General features: G+C 35.7%; 23 protein-coding genes, 1 pseudogene and 1 riboswitch. Of the genes and pseudogenes, 3 read left to right on the top strand and 21 right to left on the bottom strand.

The window, feature by feature from the left end:
- Window positions 1–16: 16 nt before the first annotated feature.
- The 4 genes from PDT38_RS08145 to PDT38_RS08160 all read right to left on the bottom strand — a co-directional run bounded on the left by PDT38_RS08145 (window position 17) and on the right by PDT38_RS08160 (window position 3,152).
- The gene (locus PDT38_RS08145) at window positions 17–826 is read right to left on the bottom strand and encodes a Cof-type HAD-IIB family hydrolase (protein WP_270800419.1); all 810 of its coding nucleotides are present in this window, start codon (window positions 824–826) and stop codon (window positions 17–19) included.
- Between the two features lie 14 nt (window positions 827–840).
- A complete protein-coding gene (locus PDT38_RS08150; RefSeq protein WP_270800420.1) occupies window positions 841–1,812 on the bottom strand; it encodes an ROK family transcriptional regulator in 972 nt (323 codons plus the stop codon).
- A gap of 170 nt (window positions 1,813–1,982) precedes the next feature.
- Entirely contained in the window at window positions 1,983–2,546 is a 564-nt protein-coding gene (locus tag PDT38_RS08155; protein WP_270800422.1) for a hypothetical protein, read from the bottom strand.
- Window positions 2,547–2,594: 48 nt separating this feature from the next.
- Window positions 2,595–3,152: a helix-turn-helix domain-containing protein gene (locus PDT38_RS08160; protein WP_270800424.1), complete on the bottom strand. Its 558-nt coding sequence runs from the start codon at window positions 3,150–3,152 to the stop codon at window positions 2,595–2,597.
- Window positions 3,153–3,254: 102 nt separating this feature from the next.
- On the opposite strand from PDT38_RS08160, the gene PDT38_RS08165 reads away from it, so the two are divergent.
- Together PDT38_RS08165 and PDT38_RS08170 are read left to right on the top strand one after the other, a co-directional pair.
- On the top strand, window positions 3,255–3,980 hold the full coding sequence (locus PDT38_RS08165; protein ID WP_270800427.1) for an AzlC family ABC transporter permease: 726 nt from the start codon (window positions 3,255–3,257) through the stop codon (window positions 3,978–3,980).
- Entirely contained in the window at window positions 3,977–4,300 is a 324-nt protein-coding gene (locus PDT38_RS08170; RefSeq protein WP_270800429.1) for an AzlD domain-containing protein, read from the top strand. The genes PDT38_RS08165 and PDT38_RS08170 overlap by 4 nt, the downstream gene beginning before the upstream one ends.
- 70 nt (window positions 4,301–4,370) lie before the next feature.
- On the opposite strand, the gene PDT38_RS08175 is transcribed toward PDT38_RS08170, so the two are convergent.
- The 4 genes and pseudogenes from PDT38_RS08175 to PDT38_RS08190 all read right to left on the bottom strand — a co-directional run bounded on the left by PDT38_RS08175 (window position 4,371) and on the right by PDT38_RS08190 (window position 8,692).
- A complete protein-coding gene (locus PDT38_RS08175) occupies window positions 4,371–6,371 on the bottom strand; it encodes a DUF6270 domain-containing protein (protein ID WP_270800432.1) in 2,001 nt (666 codons plus the stop codon).
- A gap of 527 nt (window positions 6,372–6,898) precedes the next feature.
- Window positions 6,899–7,161 (bottom strand): annotated as a pseudogene (locus PDT38_RS08180) (SufD family Fe-S cluster assembly protein); the annotation flags it as partial.
- Between the two features lie 535 nt (window positions 7,162–7,696).
- On the bottom strand, window positions 7,697–7,942 hold the full coding sequence (locus tag PDT38_RS08185; protein WP_270800433.1) for a hypothetical protein: 246 nt from the start codon (window positions 7,940–7,942) through the stop codon (window positions 7,697–7,699).
- Window positions 7,943–8,191: 249 nt separating this feature from the next.
- Window positions 8,192–8,692, bottom strand: a complete 501-nt coding sequence (locus tag PDT38_RS08190; RefSeq protein ID WP_270800434.1) for a phenolic acid decarboxylase — start codon at window positions 8,690–8,692, stop codon at window positions 8,192–8,194.
- A 180-nt stretch (window positions 8,693–8,872) separates the two neighbouring features.
- On the opposite strand from PDT38_RS08190, the gene PDT38_RS08195 reads away from it, so the two are divergent.
- A complete protein-coding gene (locus PDT38_RS08195) occupies window positions 8,873–9,382 on the top strand; it encodes a PadR family transcriptional regulator (protein ID WP_270801693.1) in 510 nt (169 codons plus the stop codon).
- A gap of 356 nt (window positions 9,383–9,738) precedes the next feature.
- Here PDT38_RS08195 and sufB read toward each other — a convergent pair whose 3' ends face one another.
- The 13 genes from sufB to PDT38_RS08260 form a co-directional block, all read right to left on the bottom strand.
- Complete coding sequence (gene sufB, locus PDT38_RS08200) at window positions 9,739–11,136, bottom strand: Fe-S cluster assembly protein SufB (RefSeq protein WP_270800435.1); 1,398 nt, start codon at window positions 11,134–11,136, stop codon at window positions 9,739–9,741.
- Window positions 11,137–11,155: 19 nt separating this feature from the next.
- A complete protein-coding gene (gene sufU, locus PDT38_RS08205; protein ID WP_270800436.1) occupies window positions 11,156–11,599 on the bottom strand; it encodes a Fe-S cluster assembly sulfur transfer protein SufU in 444 nt (147 codons plus the stop codon).
- Window positions 11,589–12,809: a cysteine desulfurase gene (locus PDT38_RS08210; protein WP_270800438.1), complete on the bottom strand. Its 1,221-nt coding sequence runs from the start codon at window positions 12,807–12,809 to the stop codon at window positions 11,589–11,591. Before PDT38_RS08210 ends, sufU begins: the two co-directional genes overlap by 11 nt.
- Window positions 12,809–14,122 (bottom strand): Fe-S cluster assembly protein SufD, encoded by a 1,314-nt coding sequence (sufD, locus tag PDT38_RS08215; protein ID WP_270800439.1) that lies wholly within the window; start codon window positions 14,120–14,122, stop codon window positions 12,809–12,811. Before sufD ends, PDT38_RS08210 begins: the two co-directional genes overlap by 1 nt.
- A gap of 13 nt (window positions 14,123–14,135) precedes the next feature.
- On the bottom strand, window positions 14,136–14,921 hold the full coding sequence (gene sufC / locus PDT38_RS08220) for a Fe-S cluster assembly ATPase SufC (protein ID WP_270800441.1): 786 nt from the start codon (window positions 14,919–14,921) through the stop codon (window positions 14,136–14,138).
- A gap of 212 nt (window positions 14,922–15,133) precedes the next feature.
- Window positions 15,134–16,039 (bottom strand): cation diffusion facilitator family transporter, encoded by a 906-nt coding sequence (locus PDT38_RS08225; RefSeq protein ID WP_270800443.1) that lies wholly within the window; start codon window positions 16,037–16,039, stop codon window positions 15,134–15,136.
- 172 nt (window positions 16,040–16,211) lie between these two features.
- Window positions 16,212–16,358, bottom strand: a complete 147-nt coding sequence (locus PDT38_RS08230) for a hypothetical protein (protein WP_394356245.1) — start codon at window positions 16,356–16,358, stop codon at window positions 16,212–16,214.
- 190 nt (window positions 16,359–16,548) lie between these two features.
- Entirely contained in the window at window positions 16,549–16,917 is a 369-nt protein-coding gene (locus tag PDT38_RS08235) for a carboxymuconolactone decarboxylase family protein (protein ID WP_270800444.1), read from the bottom strand.
- Window positions 16,918–17,017: 100 nt separating this feature from the next.
- A complete protein-coding gene (gene metQ, locus PDT38_RS08240; RefSeq protein ID WP_270800445.1) occupies window positions 17,018–17,842 on the bottom strand; it encodes a methionine ABC transporter substrate-binding lipoprotein MetQ in 825 nt (274 codons plus the stop codon).
- 13 nt (window positions 17,843–17,855) lie between these two features.
- Window positions 17,856–18,524 carry a methionine ABC transporter permease gene (locus PDT38_RS08245; protein WP_270800447.1) on the bottom strand — a complete coding sequence of 223 codons (669 nt, stop codon included), beginning with the start codon at window positions 18,522–18,524 and terminating at the stop codon, window positions 17,856–17,858.
- Entirely contained in the window at window positions 18,517–19,542 is a 1,026-nt protein-coding gene (locus PDT38_RS08250) for a methionine ABC transporter ATP-binding protein (RefSeq protein WP_270800449.1), read from the bottom strand. Before PDT38_RS08250 ends, PDT38_RS08245 begins: the two co-directional genes overlap by 8 nt.
- Window positions 19,543–19,656: 114 nt before the next feature.
- Window positions 19,657–19,764, bottom strand: a riboswitch (SAM riboswitch).
- Between the two features lie 102 nt (window positions 19,765–19,866).
- Window positions 19,867–20,211 (bottom strand): hypothetical protein, encoded by a 345-nt coding sequence (locus PDT38_RS08255; protein ID WP_270800451.1) that lies wholly within the window; start codon window positions 20,209–20,211, stop codon window positions 19,867–19,869.
- Window positions 20,212–20,330: 119 nt separating this feature from the next.
- Window positions 20,331–20,639, bottom strand: coding sequence for a thioredoxin family protein (locus PDT38_RS08260; protein WP_270800453.1), 309 nt, complete (start codon window positions 20,637–20,639; stop codon window positions 20,331–20,333).
- Window positions 20,640–20,657 lie beyond the last annotated feature (18 nt).

Genomic DNA, 20,657 nt, shown 5'->3' on the forward strand with positions numbered 1-20,657 from the left:
TTACACATGCCCCTCCTTACATGTTGAATGGATCATGGTTTGCAAAATACTTATCAAGTATTTCTAAAACACCACTATCATGATGAGATGGTGCTATATATTTTGCGACATTTTTTACTTCTTCACTCCCATTCTCCATTGCAAATCCATGCTTTACATGTTTTAGCATGTCAATATCATTACCACTATCACCAAAAGCCATCGTTTCATCGTCCTTCACATTCCATTTTTGTTGTAACAATTGAATACCATAAGCTTTATGAAAACCAGGAACGATTAAATCTATACTCCCATGCCCACTAGACACAGGTGTTATGATTTCTCCAATTTTACTATAAAGTAAATTTCTTAATTGAATTGTTTCCTCATCTGGACAAGATAATGAAAACTTTAAATCTTCAACCAGTTCAAAACTTGATATCCTGTTTAGTCGTTGATAATACTTATTCACTGTTTCAACAAAATCAGCAGATACACGCTCCAGAACATAAGTGCTTTCTTTTCCACATAACACAATTGAAAGATTATGATGTGTTACCAGCTCTTCTAGAATAAGTTTTATATTTTTTTTAGGAATATCAACAGAGAATACTTCCTGTCCTTGATTTACAACAAGAGCACCATTTTCAGAAACATAACTTATTTCTTCCTGTATCTCACCAAAGAACGATTTCAGTTGTTCATATTGATTTCCACTTGCAACAACAAATCGAATTCCCCGCTCTTTCATTTTTAAATATTGCTTGAAAAATCTTTCAACATCATATTGTATTTCTTCATTAAGAAAAGTTCCATCCATATCTACAGCTATGAGCTTTACTGTCAAATCGATTCTTTCCCTTAACTGCTTATTTCGGTCACCATCAGATCAAAACCAAGGCTTTGTAATCCAAATAGATAGTCTTGTTTCCATTCACTTATTTTAAATTCTGGAAGATGTTCTGTTGGAATATACTTTGAACTTTGCTTTACAATTCGGTCAATGGTCAATTGGTTCACTTCATCATCACAAAAAATCATTGTATGAGGGTTAAGGATCGCTACAAATGAAGCGACTAACCTGCTAATAGCATCAACCTCCCCGCTTTCGTTTTCCAAAGCCCGCCGAAAATTTCGGTCACCATCCTGTGGAACAAATGAAATCTCACCTGAAAAATTAGTGCTTCCTCGCACAACAACACCATTTACCATAATTCCAGCACCTGGACCATTTTGACCTGAATATAAATAGATCAAAGATTTGTTCTTCATCCCCTTCCGATCGTGATATCCAAGTACTGCCGCATTCATATCGTTTTCTACGACAACAGGTATAGAAAAACGGTCTTCCAAGTATCCCTTTAAATCAAAGTTTTGAAGATGCTCATAACCTGGTATATAAAAAATCCGTCCATTATCAACAGAACCAGGTACACCAATAGCTATTGAACTGATTTTCGAATATTTCCCTAAGATATCTTCAACATATTGGGTTAATGATCTTAAATCATCTTCTACTAATACACTTGATGTTTTCCCAGTATCCTTGACTTCTCCCAAACAGTTAAACACAATATAATGGGTCTCTGTTCTTTCTAAAAAAATAGCCAATCCCAACATATACTCTGGATTGTATGTATATCTTTTCGCCCTTCTTCCACCACTTGAATCATCAAGACCCGCCGAAAAAAGCTCACCGCTTTTTTCCATCTGCGATAGGAACTTACTGATTGTCGGGAAACTAATGCCCAACTTCTCACTAAGTTCAACTTTTGTCGCACTTTCAAGTTCTAAAAGAGATTTACGAATATCACGAAGAATGACTTTCCTCATTGATAGCTCACCACCTTTAAATAGACTTATTAAAGATATTTAATAAGTCCCCAACAAAAAACTTATTAAACTCCTTTAATAAGTGATGTTGACAATGTAACATATAAAATAATCGAAAGCAATTGAAACTTTATGACAGCATGGAGTTGGCATTTTTCCTTTTCTATTTGCTAATCAATACTTGCCAGTAATTTAAGCATCAACTCTTTAGATTGAACAAAAAAGTCTCGAATCGAAAGCACAGCAAAGTATGAAGAGACTTGGGTATTTGCCAATGAACATTCATCATAAATGAAACTAATATTTAACTCCTTTTTTGGGACTATTCTTCTTTGAACTAACGAGTTTGTTAATTCTATGTATAATTCTTCACTCACATCCCCAATAGACCTTTCGATTGAAAAACGCCCCGCAAAGCTGTTCCACCAGACTCCGAAGGTTTTATACATCTGATTAAAAGCGCTATCATCAGTCACAAACAGCCGCTGATAAAATAAATCCTTTTCTTTATGAAATGCTCTTGCATCGTTTTGATGATCTTCAGATATTCTTTCTGAAACTTCATTCCACAGTTCTTTATACTTTAATTCAAAGTCTTCTTTAAACGCGATTCTTGTTGATAAATACGGAAACCTTAACTCCTGCCGATTTTGATTAAGAAATAGATTTTGGATGTAAATCAGAAAGTTCAAAGAAACAGGTGCATCTGTCACCATCACGAACGAATTTTCCAAATTTCCACCTCCTTAAAATAAAAGTCACCTGACCATTTATTTACAATCTTACATTTCTGGTTCTGGATAATACATCACTAGAAAAAAACTCACTAATTCTTCAGTGGTATTTATATACCCATGTGTTGTTGTACCGCTAAATTGTAGGGCATCCCCAGATTCTAATACATAATTTTCTCCTTGAAGATGAACTGTTAACATTCCCTCTTTTATGAGTATATACTCTTCCCCTAGGTGTGATTTTGCATCATGTGTACACCCTGGTTTAAGTTCAACGATGTAAATTTCAAACTTTGTTTCAGGATGATACGGAAAAAAAGGATAGACAAGATAGTCGCCCTCATGATCTGAAATTGGATTTAGTTCATTTATATTTATTTTTTTTACTTCAGGACTTTCCTCTTTCAAAAAATGTGTAAATGATACTTGAAGACCGTTCGCAATTTTCCAAAGGGTAGTAACGGTGGGATTGGATTTCCCTTTTTCAATTTGCGCAAGCATGGCTTTACTAACCCCTGTTCGTTCTGACACTTGATCAAGGGTCAGATGTCTACTTTTTCTGAGATTAAACAAATTCTTCGCAATAACCGATTGAATATATTCCATAAACTGCTCTCCTTTATTTGATTATTTTTATTTTAACACACCATTGTTTATTATAATGAAAATTTGTATAATATGATAAACATTGTGATGAGGGGGAGCGGAATGAATACAGAAACTTCATTCGTTAGAAAAGAAGAGGTGGCTTCATCTTTTGTACAAGGAATAAAAGATTGTGTACCAACATTGTTAGGTTATACAAGTATAGGTTTTGCATTTGGAGTGGTGGGTGTTTCTTCAAATTTAAGTGTTGTAGAAATTGGACTATTATCAGCCTTAGTATATGCTGGTGCAGCTCAATTCATCATCTGTTCTATGTTAATAGCAGATAGTCCAATTTCAGCTATGATCTTGACTACTTTTATAGTAAATTTAAGACACTTCTTATTAAGCGCATCACTTGCACCTTATTTCACAAAATGCTCTCTACTTAAGGGTTTAGGTATAGGAATATTCGTCACGGATGAGTCATTTGGGGTTGCATCTAACAAAATAGTCAAAAATGGACAAATTCATGAACGTTGGATGTATGGTTTAAATTTAACTGCTTATATTTGCTGGGTCATCTCTTGTGTTACAGGTGCACTATGCGGCAATTGGATCTCTCATCCTGAACAGTATGGGTTAGATTATGCTTTAATTGCAATGTTTGTAGCTTTATTAGTTTTACAACTAGACTCCGTTGTACCTTCAAAATTGAAGCATTATTTAAGATTAGTATTGTATATGGTGATAGCCATGTTGGTTTTATCTTTATTTATTTCGACACATCTAGCCGTTATCCTTGCAACGGTAATCGTAGCAACTATTGGGGTGGTGACAGATAAATGAGTATAGATTTAACCATTTTATTTATCATCATCAGTTGTGCTTTCGTAACAATTGTTCCAAGGATCATCCCTTTTTTAGTTGTACGTAATATAACACTACCCGAACCGATTTTAAAATGGTTATCATATGTACCCATTTGTATTCTTACAGCACTGATAGTAGAGAATTTCATCATCCAAACCGATCATACGTTAAAACTTGATTGGTCTGTCATAGCAGTTTTAGTACCTACTGTTTTCATTGCTATGAAAACAAAAAGTTTGTCAATCACAGTGATTAGCGGTGTTGTGTTCATGGCTGGCTTGCGGTTATTTTTTTAGAAAAACCGCAGAGACATTTCTCTATGTCATCTGCGGTACATCAAACATTTTTGAAAAGGATGGACATGCCCTACATACAATGATCTTCTAAAACGATTTGATTTAATCTGAAAAGGAATTCTTTATAATAATCAGATTCATAATGAACATAGCTTTTTCCGAAAGGATGTTGAGAAGAACCAACATATTTAGTCTTTCTCATATCAATCATTTTGACATTAGGCAAAAGGTGCAAGAAATAATTTTCAAGTCTATCCCAAACATAATTATTTCTTTTAATCAAATCTTTTTCTGGAAACTCAAACAATTTATGATTTGCATCTTTATATTTTGTTGTTAGCCTTCCTCTGTTTAAAATGATTTTTTCTTCAGGAATAATCTTTAATAATTGTTCGATAAATTTTCGCAAACTCTCTTTCCAACGTTCAAAATAATTGTCAAAGTCAGTTGGGGAAATAACATTCTTCCCTATTAAATTTTTGAAAAATCTTGTACTATGAAGGAGATAATTCAGTGTGATAAAAGAATTTTCTTCCATCTGAATGACCTCTCGGCAAGCATCAACATAAAAGTCTAAAATTAAATAGTCAGGTTTTTCTTTTTTTAAGTTTTCAAAAAAAGTTTTTTCAAAATCTCCTCTGATGTGGCCAATATCTGATGGGTTTAAATTTTTTTCGGAAAAGTCTTCAATATTAAAATCCACTTGGTCTGATACAATACTGATAATATTTGAATGAAATTGAGTAAAAGTGCAAGCATATAATTTTTTATAAGTTGGATTAAAATATTCCCTTGTGTTAAAAGCATTCCTACTGTAGCAAGTACCTAAAACAGCAATTTTAGTGACATTGTTGCTATAGTTCCGATCAATATTAACCCAAATGGAGTAATGACCAAATCCATTAACAAATAATGCAGCTTTACCGTCCTGAGAAATGAATTTATTTTTATTTTGTGCTTTGAGAGGCATATCAAAATAAAATCCGGTTTTTTTATTTTCACATCTCACAAATAAATCCCAAATATCTTTATCCCTTGGATCCTTCAATAATTCATGAAAAGCAACATCAATATTGAATTGATCATGATGATTGATGATTTCCTTTTCCATGACAGTATAGTATTCAAATGTTGTCCCAGCTTCTCTTCTGAGTTTACTTACCAAGCTATAATTTGAGAATGGATAATATGGCAAAGTGCCTTGAATATTTAAAATGGTGTCCTTTTCTGATACTGATGTAACTAACGCATGTAAATCTTTTTGCTTCATACAAAAAGTCAATTCTTTTTTTTCATTTATGATGGGTTCAATATAATAGTTATCGTGATCCATTGGAATATGCGCTAAATCAATTTGGTCATCCATTATCATTGGTCTCACAAAAAGGCTGCCATACATATTTTTTATTTTTATAAAGACATCCCACAATTCTGGTTGATAAGAGAACAAATTGACTTTAACACTAAAACCCATTGTGCCTTCTTGATTTCTAGTGAGCTCTTGCTCAATCATTTCAGTATAATTGAAGATTTCTTTACATTCCCTCTTTCGAAAACAAAAACTGAAATCAATATTGGAAAGATCGACCTCATCTGAATTCATGACTACTTTTCCGCTAACTTTATCTTCACTGATATTAAAATTTTCAATTAACCCTTTTACACTTACAGGCCTTACATACAGCGCCAATGTTTTGGAATATTTTGTCACATAAGGAACGACTTTAAATAGGTTATTTGTCTTTAAATAATAGTCATTAAATTTTTCTTGCGAAGGGCTTGGAAATGAAACCCCTACTCTTGTTTCTCCATTAGTTAAAAAACAATCCCAGACGATCTCTTTTTGTTCTAACATATCTGGACGAATGATTTCATCAATATTGAAACGGAATTCTATATTTTCTCCTTTAGAAAAACCCGTAAAACGTTTTCCTTGGTATAAGCTTAAACTACTGCTATCTTGTCTTCTTTGCCATAGTAGTTCAATATTATCTCCGGCAAGATCACTTTTAATTTCTATATTTAAATTCCCTGAACATGCATCATAAATAAACGAGATGATTTCTGCCATTCAAGTATTTTCTCCTTTACTATCTTTAATTTTCTGGCTCTGTGAAAAGAATTACTTTTTATTACAATAACATTATGAATATCGTTTGTAAATATGGTCTAATTGGTATCCACACAACATCATTATACATATCTTTAGACATGTAAATATTATGACATTCTTCATCATTTTTAACTTTAAAAGTGGTTAAGTTAACGTAAATTTACTGTTTCAGATCATTAGCTAAGCAACACTAATTGATTCAAAAATTATTGCATCATTTGTTCATTTTGTATGCTGAAACTACATAAAGAGGTGATTTCACCATGAGAAAGAAGGTGACTATTTACGTCACGGCTTTCTGCTGATTATGGATTCAATCAAGAGTGAATTCTTTGATATTTAGTGGTAGGGGACATAGTTTATAATAAAGGACTTCAAAATTATTTAACAATTTATGAAACATTATCTGCGGTACACAGGTATATGAACTTTTTGTGGGTGTGTTGTGGATACAATTACATATTAATCTGTTCACACCCTTCGTATTAAAGGATAACCAATAATACTTCCATGATAAGATGATTCATTTCAACCGAATATTCTATCGGCAGTGTGAACGGTTCGATGAAGCCCATGACGATCATTTCGGTTGCTTCTTCTTCAGAAATACCGCAGCTCATGAAGTAGAAGAGTTGCTCTCCAGATACTTTTGATAATTTTGCTTCATGTTCCAATGAATGTAGATATCATTGTAAGGGATAGTGTCTCATGTGGATTTGTGATCCATGATCAGTGTGTCACACTTGATTTGTTTGATTTAAACATGATAGGAGTATCCGCAACATCAGGAACCTTGAAACTCCTTTTAAATGCCTATCCATTCAATTTTTGCGCTCCTAAATTGTCGTTAGTTTTAATTAAAATTATCACAAAAATTCCTACCTTACTGATGACATATGGCTGTTATAAAGGTTGGAACATTCCTTCATACAGTCCAAATATAAACTTCTTACTTCTTCATTCGGCAATAGTTTCAGGTAACTTTCACTTTTCAATATGGAAATAAGAGGTTTCATTTCGAAATAGTATTCATAATGACCCTTTTGTGTTAATAGCTTTTTATAACCTTCTAATATCTTAAAATAATTGTTATCCATCAAACGATATTTGTATTTCTATAACTCTGTATCATAAAAACGGTTTATTTCCTCTGACATAGATTTAGCAAGATAAATCTCGTTATCTCTTAAATAGATATGACTGGCTTGTGAGTAGAAATGAAGCTCATATTTTTTTAAAAATACTAAATTTATGCCATTTCATTACTTCCACGTAACGCCATTCTAATGCACAATATATAATGGAAACCATAACTTCAATATGTAACCAATAAAAGTAACAATCAGTTCAAAATCACCAAGAATTGTAATCGAGGCCCAACAAATATAATTGTTGTCTAAACTGCCTATGATACACACTTCTTTATTAGGGCTAACATAAATATCAACATATATTTCTTTATCATCTATTTGATAATTAGGCTTTTTACAATGATTTGGATGAACTAAATTATATTTTTCTATATCCAATAACAAAACCTCTCTTCTTTATAATGTTTATTGCTATTTCATTATAAAGATGAGCCTTTCCTTTTTAAATTAAATCTTCTTTTTAAGCTTTTAAAGCATTGCTCACAATCCTCCAAAGCTTCAGGAAACACAAATCAACAAAACGCTGATTTACCCACCTAATTTTGACAACTACATTTTGACTCCTAAATAAACCAAAAGGCAGTCATGATATGGATTACCTTTTAGTTTACTTAGATACAAATCCAATTAAAAAGCCAATTTTCCTGAACGAATATCATGAGTCATGCCCTCATAAGGAGCTTGAGATATGACTTTTTCATTATTGACTCCTTCATTTTTGAAAAAAGTGATATTAGCAAACTCAGGGACAACATACTTAGGATAAGTGTCATATTTTAAACGGGATTCTTCCATTACATGAATAAAGTCATTTTGGTAACAAACTGTAATGTCTGGATGTTCATGTACCCATTTGGGAAAGAAGATGACTCCATGCATTCTATTGTCATTTGGCATGAAATTTAGGGAAACATCGGTACCAGTAGGTTCAGTCCATGAAACTTTATAGACTCCATCAGCAATTTTTACAATATCAGTTTTTTGGTCGCGAACCCAGCGACCTCCGACCATCCCACTATGAATACGATAATCTATAGTATCCTCATTTTTTACATAAATCTCATATTCCCAGCCATTTTCATACGTATAAATAAGATGGCTCCCTAAGAATTCGTTAAGTTCTTTCATAAAAAGGTCACTCCTTCAAAAATATTCAACTTTAAACATGTAACTATTTACACGTTTAAAATTACATGTATTACTATATACTTATGCTATAATGATGTCAAGATATTATAAAATGGAGGTTATTTGGTGAGCCGAAGAATATTAAAATACGCAATTTTAGGGTTATTAAGTAAAGAAGATATGAGTGGATATGATATTACGTCTGAATTTAAGAAAGCGATTGGACAGTTCTGGAGTGCAAAGCATAGCCAAATCTATGTTGAGTTAAAAAAATTATTAGAAGAAAATTCGATTTCTCAATACATAAAAATGGCTGGAGTCAAACTTGAGAAAAAAATGTACAGCCTTACAACGAAAGGAAAAGAAGAACTTCGGAATTGGTTGCTGGAACTTGATAAGAACGTGGAAACCGAAAAGGATATTTTCGCATTACGGTTATATTTTTTAAAAGATATCCCTACTGAAGAAATTCCAGTGCTATTCAAAAACCAATTAAAACTCAGAACAGAAAAATTGTCCTTTCTAAAAGAACAGTTTTCTTTTCATTTTGGAGGTGAGAAGAATCCTCTACAATTAGATGCTGAAGCATTAGGTCACTACTTTGTTCTAACAAAAGCCATTTCTCGCGAAGAGAATTATATTAATTGGTTAAATAAAAGTTTAGACATGATAAATAAACAAGAAAGCTGATAAGTCTTTTGCATAGGACTTATCGGTGAATAAAGACTTTCTTATCTTTTTCATGCTGCAGGAACCACAAATAAATTTTTATAACTATTATATGATGATGTAAAACGGCTGCTCTAAAAAAGCACAAACATTATCTCAAAAAGTCGCTTGTGCAAAAACAAAGCTCCCCTTGGTTCCGATCAATCTAGCATCAACACGACAGCGGAAATTTATCTTGATGTAATCAAGAAAATAAAGAAGACGAACTTCAAAAGTTCGCCTCCTACACTAAAAGATAAAATCAAATCGGCATGCCGATAATCTGACACTTTACAAAAATCTCTCAAAACCCTTGATATAAAAAGGTTATTTCTTTTTTACCCGATTGAACCTTCCATTTCGAACTTGATAAGACGATTCATTTCAACCGCATATTCCATCGGCAGTTCTTTTGTGAACGGTTCGATGAAGCCCATCACGATCATTTCGGTTGCTTCTTCTTCAGAAATGCCGCGGCTCATGAGGTAGAAGAGTTGCTCTTCAGATACTTTTGATACTTTGGCTTCATGTTCCAATGAAATGTTGTCATTCAAAATTTCATTGTAAGGGATTGTATCTGATGTGGATTTGTTATCCATGATCAGTGTGTCACATTCGATGTTTGAACGAGCACCTTCGGCTTTGCGGCCAAAATGGACGATTCCGCGGTATGTGACTTTACCGCCTTGTTTAGAAATTGATTTTGAGACAATTGTTGATGACGTATTTGGTGCAAGGTGAATCATTTTTGCGCCTGCATCTTGATGTTGTCCTTTACCTGCCAATGCAATGCTGAGCGTCATGCCGCGTGCGCCTTCGCCTTTTAAAATAACAGCAGGGTATTTCATTGTCAGCTTGGAGCCAATGTTACCATCGATCCATTCCATTGTTGCGTTTGCTTCACAAACAGCCCGTTTTGTTACAAGGTTAAAGACATTGTTTGCCCAGTTTTGAATTGTTGTATAGCGACAATAACCGCCATTCTTAACGATGATTTCAACAACTGCGCTATGAAGGGAGTTTGTTGTGTAAACAGGTGCTGTACAGCCTTCTACATAGTGAACATGTGCACCTTCATCAACGATAATTAATGTCCGCTCAAACTGTCCCATATTTTCAGAGTTGATGCGGAAATACGCTTGTAATGGTGTTTCTACTTTTATACCTTTTGGGACATAAATGAACGATCCACCAGACCATACCGCTGAGTTAAGTGCTGCAAATTTGTTGTCCGTTGGTGGAATCACTTTTGCAAAATGCTCACGGAAAATATCTTCGTTTTCTTTGAGGGCACTGTCAGTGTCTTTAAAGACGATTCCTTGAGATTCAAGGTCTTCTTTCATATTGTGGTAGACCACTTCTGACTCGTATTGGGCGGAAACACCTGCTAAATACTTTTGCTCAGCTTCAGGAATTCCGAGCTTATCAAATGTCTGTTTAATTTCTTCAGGAACTTCATCCCAAGACTTTTCTGAACGCTCAGAAGGCTTTACATAATAAGTGATTTCATCAAAATTTAATGACTTTAAATCTCCGCCCCATTGCGGCATTGGCATATTGTAAAAATGCTCAAGAGATTTAAGACGAAAATCAAGCATCCATTGTGGCTCTTCTTTCATGCGTGAAATCTCTTCAACGATCTCTTTTGTCAGTCCCCGCTCTGAACGGAAAATGGAAACGTCTTTGTCGGCAAAACCGTATTTATATTCACCGATATCCGGCATTTTCTTGGCCATCCATTTTCACTCCAATCTATTAATTATCGCTTTCTTCTTTTTGAACACCTTTTTCAAGGGCTTTCCATGAAAGGGTTGCACATTTGATACGGGCCGGAAACTTGGAAACGCCTTGCAAGGCTTCGATATCGCCTAAATCAAGTGAATCATCGTAATCTTTGCCCTGCATCATATTTGAAAAGATTTGTGACATTTGAAGGGCAGTCTCTAAATCTTTTCCTTTGATCACCTGTGTCATCATTGAAGCAGATGCCATCGAAATCGAGCATCCTTCCCCTTCAAACTTTGCATCTTTTACTTTATTATCCGCTATGGTCATCGTCAGTCTGATTCTGTCACCGCATGTTGGGTTGTTCATATCAACAACAATCCCATCATTTAATATCCCTTTATTGCGCGGGTTTTTGTAATGATCCATAATCACCTGCCGATATAATGTATCTAAGTTCACATTAAAAGACATTTGTGAAATACTCCTTTGTCTTGTGGAGAGCTGCAATCAGTTTATCAACATCTTCCTCTGTATTATACAGATAAAAGCTTGCTCTGGCTGTCGCGGAAACATTCAACCATTTCATTAAAGGCTGTGCACAATGGTGTCCAGCTCTAACAGCCACCCCTTCAGCATCCAACACTGTTGCTACATCATGTGGGTGAACATCTTTTAGATTGAATGTCACCAGACCTGCCCGCTCTTTCGGTCCATAAACAACTGCGTCATCAAGCTCTTTAAACTGTTCTAACGCATATGAAGTGAGTCGATGTTCATGTTCTGAAATGTCATCAAGCCCGATGTCTTCAAGGAAGTCAATCGCTGCACCTAGTCCGATCGCACCAGCAATGATTGGTGTGCCCGCTTCAAACTTCCAAGGCAGCTCCTTCCAAGTCGATTCATAAAGATCGACAAAGTCAATCATTTCCCCACCGAATTCTGCAGGCTCCATGTTTTCAAGCAAGACTTTCTTTCCATACAATACCCCAATTCCAGTCGGACCACACATTTTATGAGCTGAAAAAGTGAAAAAATCACAATCTAAATCTTGAACATCTATTTTCATATGAGGTGTGCTTTGAGCACCATCAACGACCATTACTGCACCACGGTCATGGGCAATTTTGCTGATTTCTTTAATTGGATTGATCGTCCCAAGAACATTTGAGACATGGGAAATTGATACAATTTTCGTATGAACAGACACCGTTTGTCTCACGTCATCTAAAGAAAGGCTACCATCTTTTTGAAGAGGAATATATTTTAATGTTGCACCGGTTGCTTTAGCAGCTTGCTGCCAAGGAATCAAATTCGCATGATGCTCCATCGGTGTAATCACAATTTCATCGCCTGGTTTCAAATTCGCACGGGCATAGCTGAGTGCAACCGTATTAAGAGCTGTTGTCGTACCCCTCGTAAAAATGATTTCTTGCAACGATTTTGCATTGATAAACTTTTTGACTTTTTCGCGTGCTTCTTCATATCGATCCGTTGCTTTTGTTCCCAGTGTATGAACTCCACGATGGACATTGGAATTATATGATTTGTAATAATCATCTAACGTATCAATAACTACACGTGGTTTTTGTGATGTAGCAGCACTGTCCAAATAAACGAGATCATGCCCATTGACTTGTTGGTGAAGGATCGGAAACTGACTGCGAACCTCATTGATATTCATTATTTTACTTTCCTTTCAATCACAGAGACCAATTGTTTTTTCACGCCTTCAATCGGAAGTTCATTCACAACCGGTGCAAGGAAGCCATGAATCACAAGACGCTCTGCTTCTTCTTTTGGAATGCCGCGGCTCATTAAATAGTACAGTTGAACCGGATCAACACGACCAACAGATGCAGCATGACCAGCTGTCACATCATCTTCATCAATTAAAAGGATAGGATTCGCATCACCGCGGGCTTTTTCACTTAGCATTAAAACGCGTGATTCCTGTTCTGCATTTGATTTTGATGCACCATGTTCAATTTTTCCAATCCCGTTAAAAATCGAAGAAGCGGAATCTTTCATCACACCATGTTTTAAAATGTAGCCTTCTGAATGCTTTCCATGATGTATGATTTGTGTTGTAAAGTTTTCAGTTTGTTCGCCTCTGCCGACAACGACTGTTTTTGTGTCGCCAAATGTGCCATCACCATGTAAATTTGTCGTATTTTCTGAAATGGTGTCACCATCATTCATCAATCCTAGTGCCCACTCAATTTTACTGTCTCGGCCAAGAGCGAGACCTCGGCGGTTGACATATGCCGTAACCCCAGCAGATAAATTATCAACTGCTCCATATTGAACACGAGCATTTGCACCTGTGATCACTTCGGCAACGATGTTAAACACAGCTTTTTTAGGATTGACTGTACTAATATAGTTTTCCACATATGTGACCGCACTGTTATCATCTGCAACGATTAAGACATGGTTAAATAGTGCCGTATCAATGCTTTCATGAACATAAACAGCTTGAATAGGGTTTGTGAGTTCAACATTTTTCGGAATGTAAAGGAATGCCCCTCCGTTTAATAGCGCTGCATGTAGCGCTGTTAGCTTATGTTCATCAACTTTCACGCCATCTTTCATGAAGTATTTCCTGACAAGATCGCCATGTTCACGAAGAGCCGTATGAATATCGGTAAAGATAACACCTTTACTCTGAAGCTCTTTTGAGAGAGATATATAAGCAGGTGTTTGATCTCTTTGAATATAAAGGGTCTTATCTTCGTTCTCAAGATCAATCAATGATTTGACTTCATCAGAAAGATCATCCAAAGACTCAAGCGCTTTATTTTCTACAGTATGCTTAGCAAATTGCGTAAAATTCCAATTTGTTATTTTTGTTTTATCAGGTTTAGGCAGTGGCAATTCTTGCGCTCGATCAAGCGCTTTTAAACGCAGGTCTTGTAGCCAAGCCGGTTCCTGATGTTTCTCAGAGAAACTTTTGACATATTCCCGATCTATTGATAGTTTTGTTTGCAATGTCATATCCCCCTAACGCTTACGCTTCTTGACCGACAGTTTCGTCTTCAATTCCTAACTCTTGCTTAATCCAATCGTAACCTTCTGCCTCTAAACGCTGTGCAAGTTCAGGTCCACCTGATTTTACAATACGACCCTGCATCATCACATGGACATGATCAGGTGTTATGTAGTTTAACAGGCGCTGATAGTGTGTAATAATTAAGCAGCCAAAATCTTCGCTGCGCATTTTGTTAATTCCTTTTGAAACGACTTTAAGGGCATCAATATCTAGACCTGAATCAATTTCATCAAGAATGGCAATTTTAGGTTCAATCATCATGAGCTGAAGAATTTCATTGCGTTTCTTCTCACCGCCGGAGAACCCTTCATTTAAATAGCGTTGTGCCATATCAGGATCCATCTCAAGGAATTCCATGTTCTGATCCATCTTGCGGATAAATTTCATCAATGAAATTTCGTCACCTTCTTCTCTTCTTGCATTAATCGCTGACCGAAGAAAATCGGCGTTTGTGACACCGCTAATTTCACTTGGATACTGCATGGCCAAAAATAAACCAGCTTGTGCGCGCTCATCTACTTCCATCTCAAGTACATCTTGGCCATCAAGCATGATGCTTCCTTTTGTTACTTCATATTTTGGATGTCCCATAATCGCTGCAGACAAAGTCGATTTACCTGTACCGTTCGGTCCCATGACAGCGTGGAATTGTCCACCTTTTATCTCTAGATTTACACCTTTTAAAATCTCTTTCCCCTCAATCTCAACATGAAGATCTTTGATTGTTAATGTCGAAGCAGCCATGAAATATACCTCCAATATATATAATCATTATTATCAGTTTATTCTCATTCTAATTTTATAACAAATGAAAATTGAATACAACCAATGCGTTTTATCTTTCTGATGTACAAGTGTAACAAAAAACACCTTTCTATTAAAGAGATTTCGAACATAAACTTTCTGATCTGTTATGGAACAAGGGAATTTTTGTTTATCATAAAGGTAGACTGTTCTCAATTGCATCGTTTATGATGGGAATGCTGCTCACCTTCAATTTGGAGTGTGACATGCTCTAATTTAAATTCTTTTTCTAGATATTCCGATATTTGGTTTATCATTCTATCCCTATCACAGGGCTCATCCACCACTACATGGCAGCTTAAAGAAGGAAAATCTGATGTGATTAGCCATATATGAAGATCGTGGATCTCCTTAACTTCAGGAAAAGATAGCAACCCTTTCTTGAGAGCCTCGATATCAATATGTTTCGGCTTTCCTTCCATTAAAATATGAACAGAGTCTTTTATCACACGCCAACCGCTGACAAGCACTAAAACCGCTACAATCACACTTGCAATCGCATCAGCGATATTTAAATTCAAAAAAATAATCAGCAGCCCTGCAACAATAGCACCGACAGAACCTAAAATATCACCGATAACATGCAAAAAAGCGCTTCTCATATTAAGGTTTTCGCTTGTGTCCCCTTTCATTAATACCCATGCAGCAGCTAAATTGACAAGTAGACCAATAAAAGCAATGACGATCATCCCAACACTTGCCACTTCAGGGGGGTTAAAAAACCGTTGATACGCTTCCCAAAAAATATATAGTGAGATCGCCAATAGAGTGATTCCATTTAAAAATGCGGCCAGTATTTCAAATCGTCTATACCCATATGTTTTACTAGCGGTTGCTGGTCTTTCTCCAAATTTGATAGCAAACAAGCTTAATCCAAGAGCTGCAGTATCGCTAAGCATGTGCCCAGCATCGGACAACAAAGCAAGACTGTTTGTCATGATCCCACCTAACACTTCTATCACCATAAAAAAGAAAATTAAAATAAAACTAACAAGTAACGCCTGTCGGTTTGCATGATGTGTATGATGATGGCTGTGGCTTTTATGAGAATGCCCCATCATGATTCCTCCTTTTTAAAAACGGCGAACTTTCTATTAGCCTTTTCAATTCTTTCCTAAATTATTTTTTCATTTAAATGATCATATATTCATATTAAAATGTTATCTCTCTTATTTTGCATGGTCAACTGTTTTCAGACAAAAAGGACGGAATTTTCACCGTCCCCTTCGATTAGCCGATCATTTTCATATTTGAAATGATCTGTTTACTTTTCCTGTACTGTATTTCTCGTTTTTTCTCAACTTCAAGGCGTGTTGTATGCCTTCTGCTGTATTCCTGATAACCGATGCCGTGAGCACTTTGCATTGCCTTCTCCATTTCCGCAGTAAATTCAAGGTCAAGCTGATCTTGGCTTGAGCAAATAATGAATCATCCTTTCAGAGATTTTCTTACATGATACCAATTATATACAGAATGTTCAAAGCCGATAGAGCCTCAAATATGCGGTTATTTTTCGATATGAAAGAAATATAAAGATTTAAAAGAGAATTTCCTTTTTATTTCTCCCTCAATGTTTCGTTTGTTTAAATTCTTCTATGGCTTGCAAGACAAGTGTTACCGCCTGACTCATTGCAGCTCCCCCACCAAAAGCAGCAGCAACACCAGCGGTCTCAAGAATTTCTTGATCACTTGCTCCCCCGTCAAGACAACCTTTAATATGATAGATCATACAATACTCATCTTGGGCATGAATGCTGATTCCAAGTGCAATCAACTGTTTATCTTTCTCAGAAATCGCCCCCTCCTTAAAACATTCCTGTGTAAACTCGTTGTATTTAGAAGCAATACCCGGCATTTTTTCCGAAAAAGTACCAATTCCTGATTTGTATTCGTGCAATGCTGATTCAATAATACTTTCTGATTCTTGCTGAGACACGATTTTTCCCTCCAATTGTATTAAGCTTTTTTTATTATGAACTGATTTAGAAAAAAATACGCAAAATCCCCCGGTTTTTAGAAACCGAGGGATCCGTTGATTATTCTGAGACAGAAATGACAGAACCTTGATATTTTTTATCAATGAATTGTTTGATTTTATCTGAACGCAATACTTCTAGAAGTGCTTTGATTTTTGCGGAATCTTCATCACCTTTACGGACAGCGATAATGTTCGCGTAAGGATTATCTTTGGGAGATTCAAGCTCGATCGAATCTGTTTTCGGATGAAGTTTGTTTTGAATTGCATAGTTCACATTGATAAATACTGCATCAGCTTCATTCGTTTCATACGCTTTTGCTGTCATTTCTGGCGCAACATCATTTCTGATTTTTAAATTTTTCTTGTTTTCGGTCATATCTTTAATTGTTGCGTCCACTTTTTTAATTCCAGATTTTAATTTGATGAGACCTGCTTTTTCAAGCATTGCCAACATCCGGCCCTGCTCGGCAGCATTGTTGCTCATGATAATTGATGCACCATTAGGAAGCTCTTTTAAAGATTTATATTTTTTCGAATAAATTCCGAATGGCTCAAGGTGTACTGCACCGACATTGACTAAGTCATATTCTTTGTTTTCTTTCATTTCCTGTTCTAAGTACGGAACATGTTGAAAATAGTTTGCATCAAGATCTTTTGAAACAAGCGCTTTATTAATCAGTTTATAATCAGTGAATTTCTTAATTTCTAGATCATAGCCTTTCTCTTTCAATAACGGTTTTGCTTCTTCCAGAATTTCCGCATGCGGTGTTGGTGTCGCTCCAACTGTAATGACCTTATTGTTTTCCTTTTCACTTGATGAGCCGCAAGCTGAGAGAATTCCTGCAAAAATGATAAACAAAGCAATACATAAACTTTTTTTCACTTTGATGTCCTCCTTAACGTTTGTCTAATTTATTTGTTATAAAATCCCCAATAAATTGGATGATAAACACGATAGCTAAGATCAATATTGTTGCCATTAAAATAATATCTGGGTTATTCATCTGAAAACCGTCTACATAAGCAAGATTTCCGAGCCCTCCAGAACCGATAGCTCCGGCCATTGCAGTTGAACCGATAAGCGCAATGGCAGTTACAGTAATGCCTGATATAAGCGCAGGCATTGATTCTGGTAAGAGAACCTTGAAAATAATCGTTGATGTTTTAGCACCCATCGATTTTGCTGCTTCAATTACACCTTTATCAACTTCCCGCAACGCGATTTCCACAAGACGAGCATAGAAAGGTGCTGATGCAATGATAAGTGCTGGCAAGGCTGCATTTGGTCCTAAGATGGTTTTCATTAAAAAGTTTGTAAACCCTAACAGCAATACAATTAATATAATAAATGGAATAGACCGAAAAACATTAACGACTGCTGCAATGACAAAATTAACAAATCGATTTTCCCAAAGATTACCTTTTGATGTCATATACAATAATAACCCAAGAATGATTCCGATGATAAAGGCAAACAAAAGCGAAATACTTGTCATATAAATCGTTTCATATGTCGCTTCCCACAGTAGCTCCAAATCTACATTAGGAAACAATTTTTCAAACATTTGAGATCACCTCAACTTCCACTTGTTTGCTATTGATGAAATCAATCACTTGACTGACTTCATTTTCAGTCCCATCGATATGGATGAATAATGAACCATATGCCCCTTCTTGAGTTTGTGAAATCTTCCCTTGTAGAATATTGATTTCAACAGCAAACTTTCGAATGATTTGCGTAATGAGCGGTGTTTCAGCTGCATCACCGACAAATGTGAGTTTAATTGTTATTCCTGATTTCATTTCTGTTAAAAATTGTTTTAAAGTTTCTTTTGTTTCTTCTGGTTCAGTCACTTGCTGAACAAAGCGCTTTGTTATATCCATCTTCGGTTTTCTGAAAACGGTCAGTACATCGCCTTCTTCGACAACATGACCGTTTTCCATGACGGCAACTTTATGACAGATCTTCCTGATAACATGCATTTCATGGGTAATCAAAACGATTGTCAATCCAAGTCTTTCATTAATATCAGATAGAAGACTCAAAATGGAATCCGTTGTCTGCGGATCAAGTGCTGATGTCGCTTCATCACAAAGCAGAACTTTCGGATTGTTTGCGAGTGCCCTCGCAATTCCAACACGCTGCTTTTGTCCTCCACTTAGCTGGGATGGATAGGCATTTTCCTTTCCTTTAAGACCGACAAGTTCAATCAGTTCATCAACCCTTTTTAAACGTTGTTCTTTGTTCATTCCGGCTATTTCTAGCGGAAAAGCAATATTTTCACAGACAGTTCTTGACCATAGTAAATTGAAATGCTGAAAAATCATACTGATTTCTTGCCTTGCTTTTCTCAGGATTTTGCCTTTAATTTGGCTAATTGTCCTGCCAGCAACCTCAATCTCACCTGAAGTGGGCTGTTCAAGTCCATTCAATAACCGAATTAATGAACTTTTACCAGCTCCGCTATATCCGATAATTCCGAAGATTTCACCTTTTTTGATCGTAAGGGTGACCTCCTGAACGGCATGAACATCTCCATGGTTAGACTGATAAATTTTTGAAACATTCCGAAGATTTATCAAAGTCACCACCTGCTTTCTTGCTGTTATTCGTTCTTCTCAGGAATTCCAAAATGATGAATAAAAAAGCCTTTCTGCACAAATGAGCAGAAAGGCTTTTAAAAAAACTAAACCTTTCTCTCATCTTTCAAAGCAGTCTGCTTTGCGTGAATTGGCACCATTTCAACACTTGTTGATGGTTGCCGGGCTTCATAGGGCACTTCCCTCCACCTCTCTTGATAAGAGAATCAGATATTATTTTTTTGAAAGATCGGAATTCTTAAAGAGAAATATATCATGACTAAAAATAGTTGTCAACCTTTTTCATAGGATAATTGACCCATGTGTTTAAAAATGAAGATTACTGTTTTTAAAAAAGCCGTCTGTCAGCCACAAAATAGCTTCAAGTTTTAATAATGCACGAAAAGAGCCTTTTACTTTTACAGTACCGAGTTCAACAAGATGTTGTAAGGATATATCTCCATGAAGAAGATCAATGATTTCATTTCGCTCTCCTAAAAAAGTCAAGTGAGGTTTTTCTACTGAGAATATTTTTTTCATTTCTCCTTTTTCATTGATCGCAAGTGTGAAATCTTCTTTTTCTTCTTGAAATGTAATAAACAAAACGGTTGTGGATAATAGAGGTTTTAAAACGGCTTGGTTGTCTTTTTCGATCAATTCTATTTTCTCCAACTGTATAACCTCCTCTAAATTGGTCATACATAGTGATTCTCTTTATCCAGCAGGAGTCCTTTATGAAATGATCGACAAGTTTTAAGGTTTATTTCCCAAGAAATATGTCAAAGATACCCTCAATCCGCAATAATTTGTTTAATCATATCATATAAATAAGAAACAGAGTGAAAGGCGTTTTCTTTTTTGACGATTTGACCTTTTTTATAAAAGACAAGACACGGTACACTTTCAATTTTTTGCTGTTCTGCAAATGTTGGTGAATAATTTAGATTATTTTTATAAAATGGAACCCCAATCATCAAATTGTCAACAACTTCCAACATCTTTCCTGCCAACTGACATGTTCCGCAAAAAGGAGTATATAGATATAAAAGACAGGTTTGATCACTAAGCATTTGCAATTCCCGTTCCTGAAGTTCCTGCATATCTTCTTAAGCACCTCT

The sequence above is a fragment of the Bacillus changyiensis genome (assembly GCF_027706145.1).
Classification (GTDB): Bacteria; Bacillota; Bacilli; order Bacillales; family Bacillaceae; genus Bacillus; species Bacillus changyiensis.

What these genes read in the sequence shown, in the direction of transcription:
- PDT38_RS08150 (WP_270800420.1), bottom strand. Translation starts at nt 1,812, where the DNA reads ATGAGGAAAGTCATTCTTCGTGATATTCGTAAATCTCTTTTAGAACTT.
- PDT38_RS08160 (WP_270800424.1), bottom strand. Translation starts at nt 3,152, where the DNA reads ATGGAATATATTCAATCGGTTATTGCGAAGAATTTGTTTAATCTCAGA.
- PDT38_RS08165 (WP_270800427.1), top strand. Translation starts at nt 3,255, where the DNA reads ATGAATACAGAAACTTCATTCGTTAGAAAAGAAGAGGTGGCTTCATCT.
- PDT38_RS08170 (WP_270800429.1), top strand. Translation starts at nt 3,977, where the DNA reads ATGAGTATAGATTTAACCATTTTATTTATCATCATCAGTTGTGCTTTC.
- PDT38_RS08175 (WP_270800432.1), bottom strand. Translation starts at nt 6,371, where the DNA reads ATGGCAGAAATCATCTCGTTTATTTATGATGCATGTTCAGGGAATTTA.
- PDT38_RS08190 (WP_270800434.1), bottom strand. Translation starts at nt 8,692, where the DNA reads ATGAAAGAACTTAACGAATTCTTAGGGAGCCATCTTATTTATACGTAT.
- PDT38_RS08195 (WP_270801693.1), top strand. Translation starts at nt 8,873, where the DNA reads ATGAGTGGATATGATATTACGTCTGAATTTAAGAAAGCGATTGGACAG.
- sufB (WP_270800435.1), bottom strand. Translation starts at nt 11,136, where the DNA reads ATGGCCAAGAAAATGCCGGATATCGGTGAATATAAATACGGTTTTGCC.
- sufU (WP_270800436.1), bottom strand. Translation starts at nt 11,599, where the DNA reads ATGTCTTTTAATGTGAACTTAGATACATTATATCGGCAGGTGATTATG.
- PDT38_RS08210 (WP_270800438.1), bottom strand. Translation starts at nt 12,809, where the DNA reads ATGAATATCAATGAGGTTCGCAGTCAGTTTCCGATCCTTCACCAACAA.
- sufD (WP_270800439.1), bottom strand. Translation starts at nt 14,122, where the DNA reads ATGACATTGCAAACAAAACTATCAATAGATCGGGAATATGTCAAAAGT.
- sufC (WP_270800441.1), bottom strand. Translation starts at nt 14,921, where the DNA reads ATGGCTGCTTCGACATTAACAATCAAAGATCTTCATGTTGAGATTGAG.
- PDT38_RS08225 (WP_270800443.1), bottom strand. Translation starts at nt 16,039, where the DNA reads ATGGGGCATTCTCATAAAAGCCACAGCCATCATCATACACATCATGCA.
- PDT38_RS08230 (WP_394356245.1), bottom strand. Translation starts at nt 16,358, where the DNA reads ATGGAGAAGGCAATGCAAAGTGCTCACGGCATCGGTTATCAGGAATAC.
- PDT38_RS08245 (WP_270800447.1), bottom strand. Translation starts at nt 18,524, where the DNA reads ATGTTTGAAAAATTGTTTCCTAATGTAGATTTGGAGCTACTGTGGGAA.
- PDT38_RS08260 (WP_270800453.1), bottom strand. Translation starts at nt 20,639, where the DNA reads ATGCAGGAACTTCAGGAACGGGAATTGCAAATGCTTAGTGATCAAACC.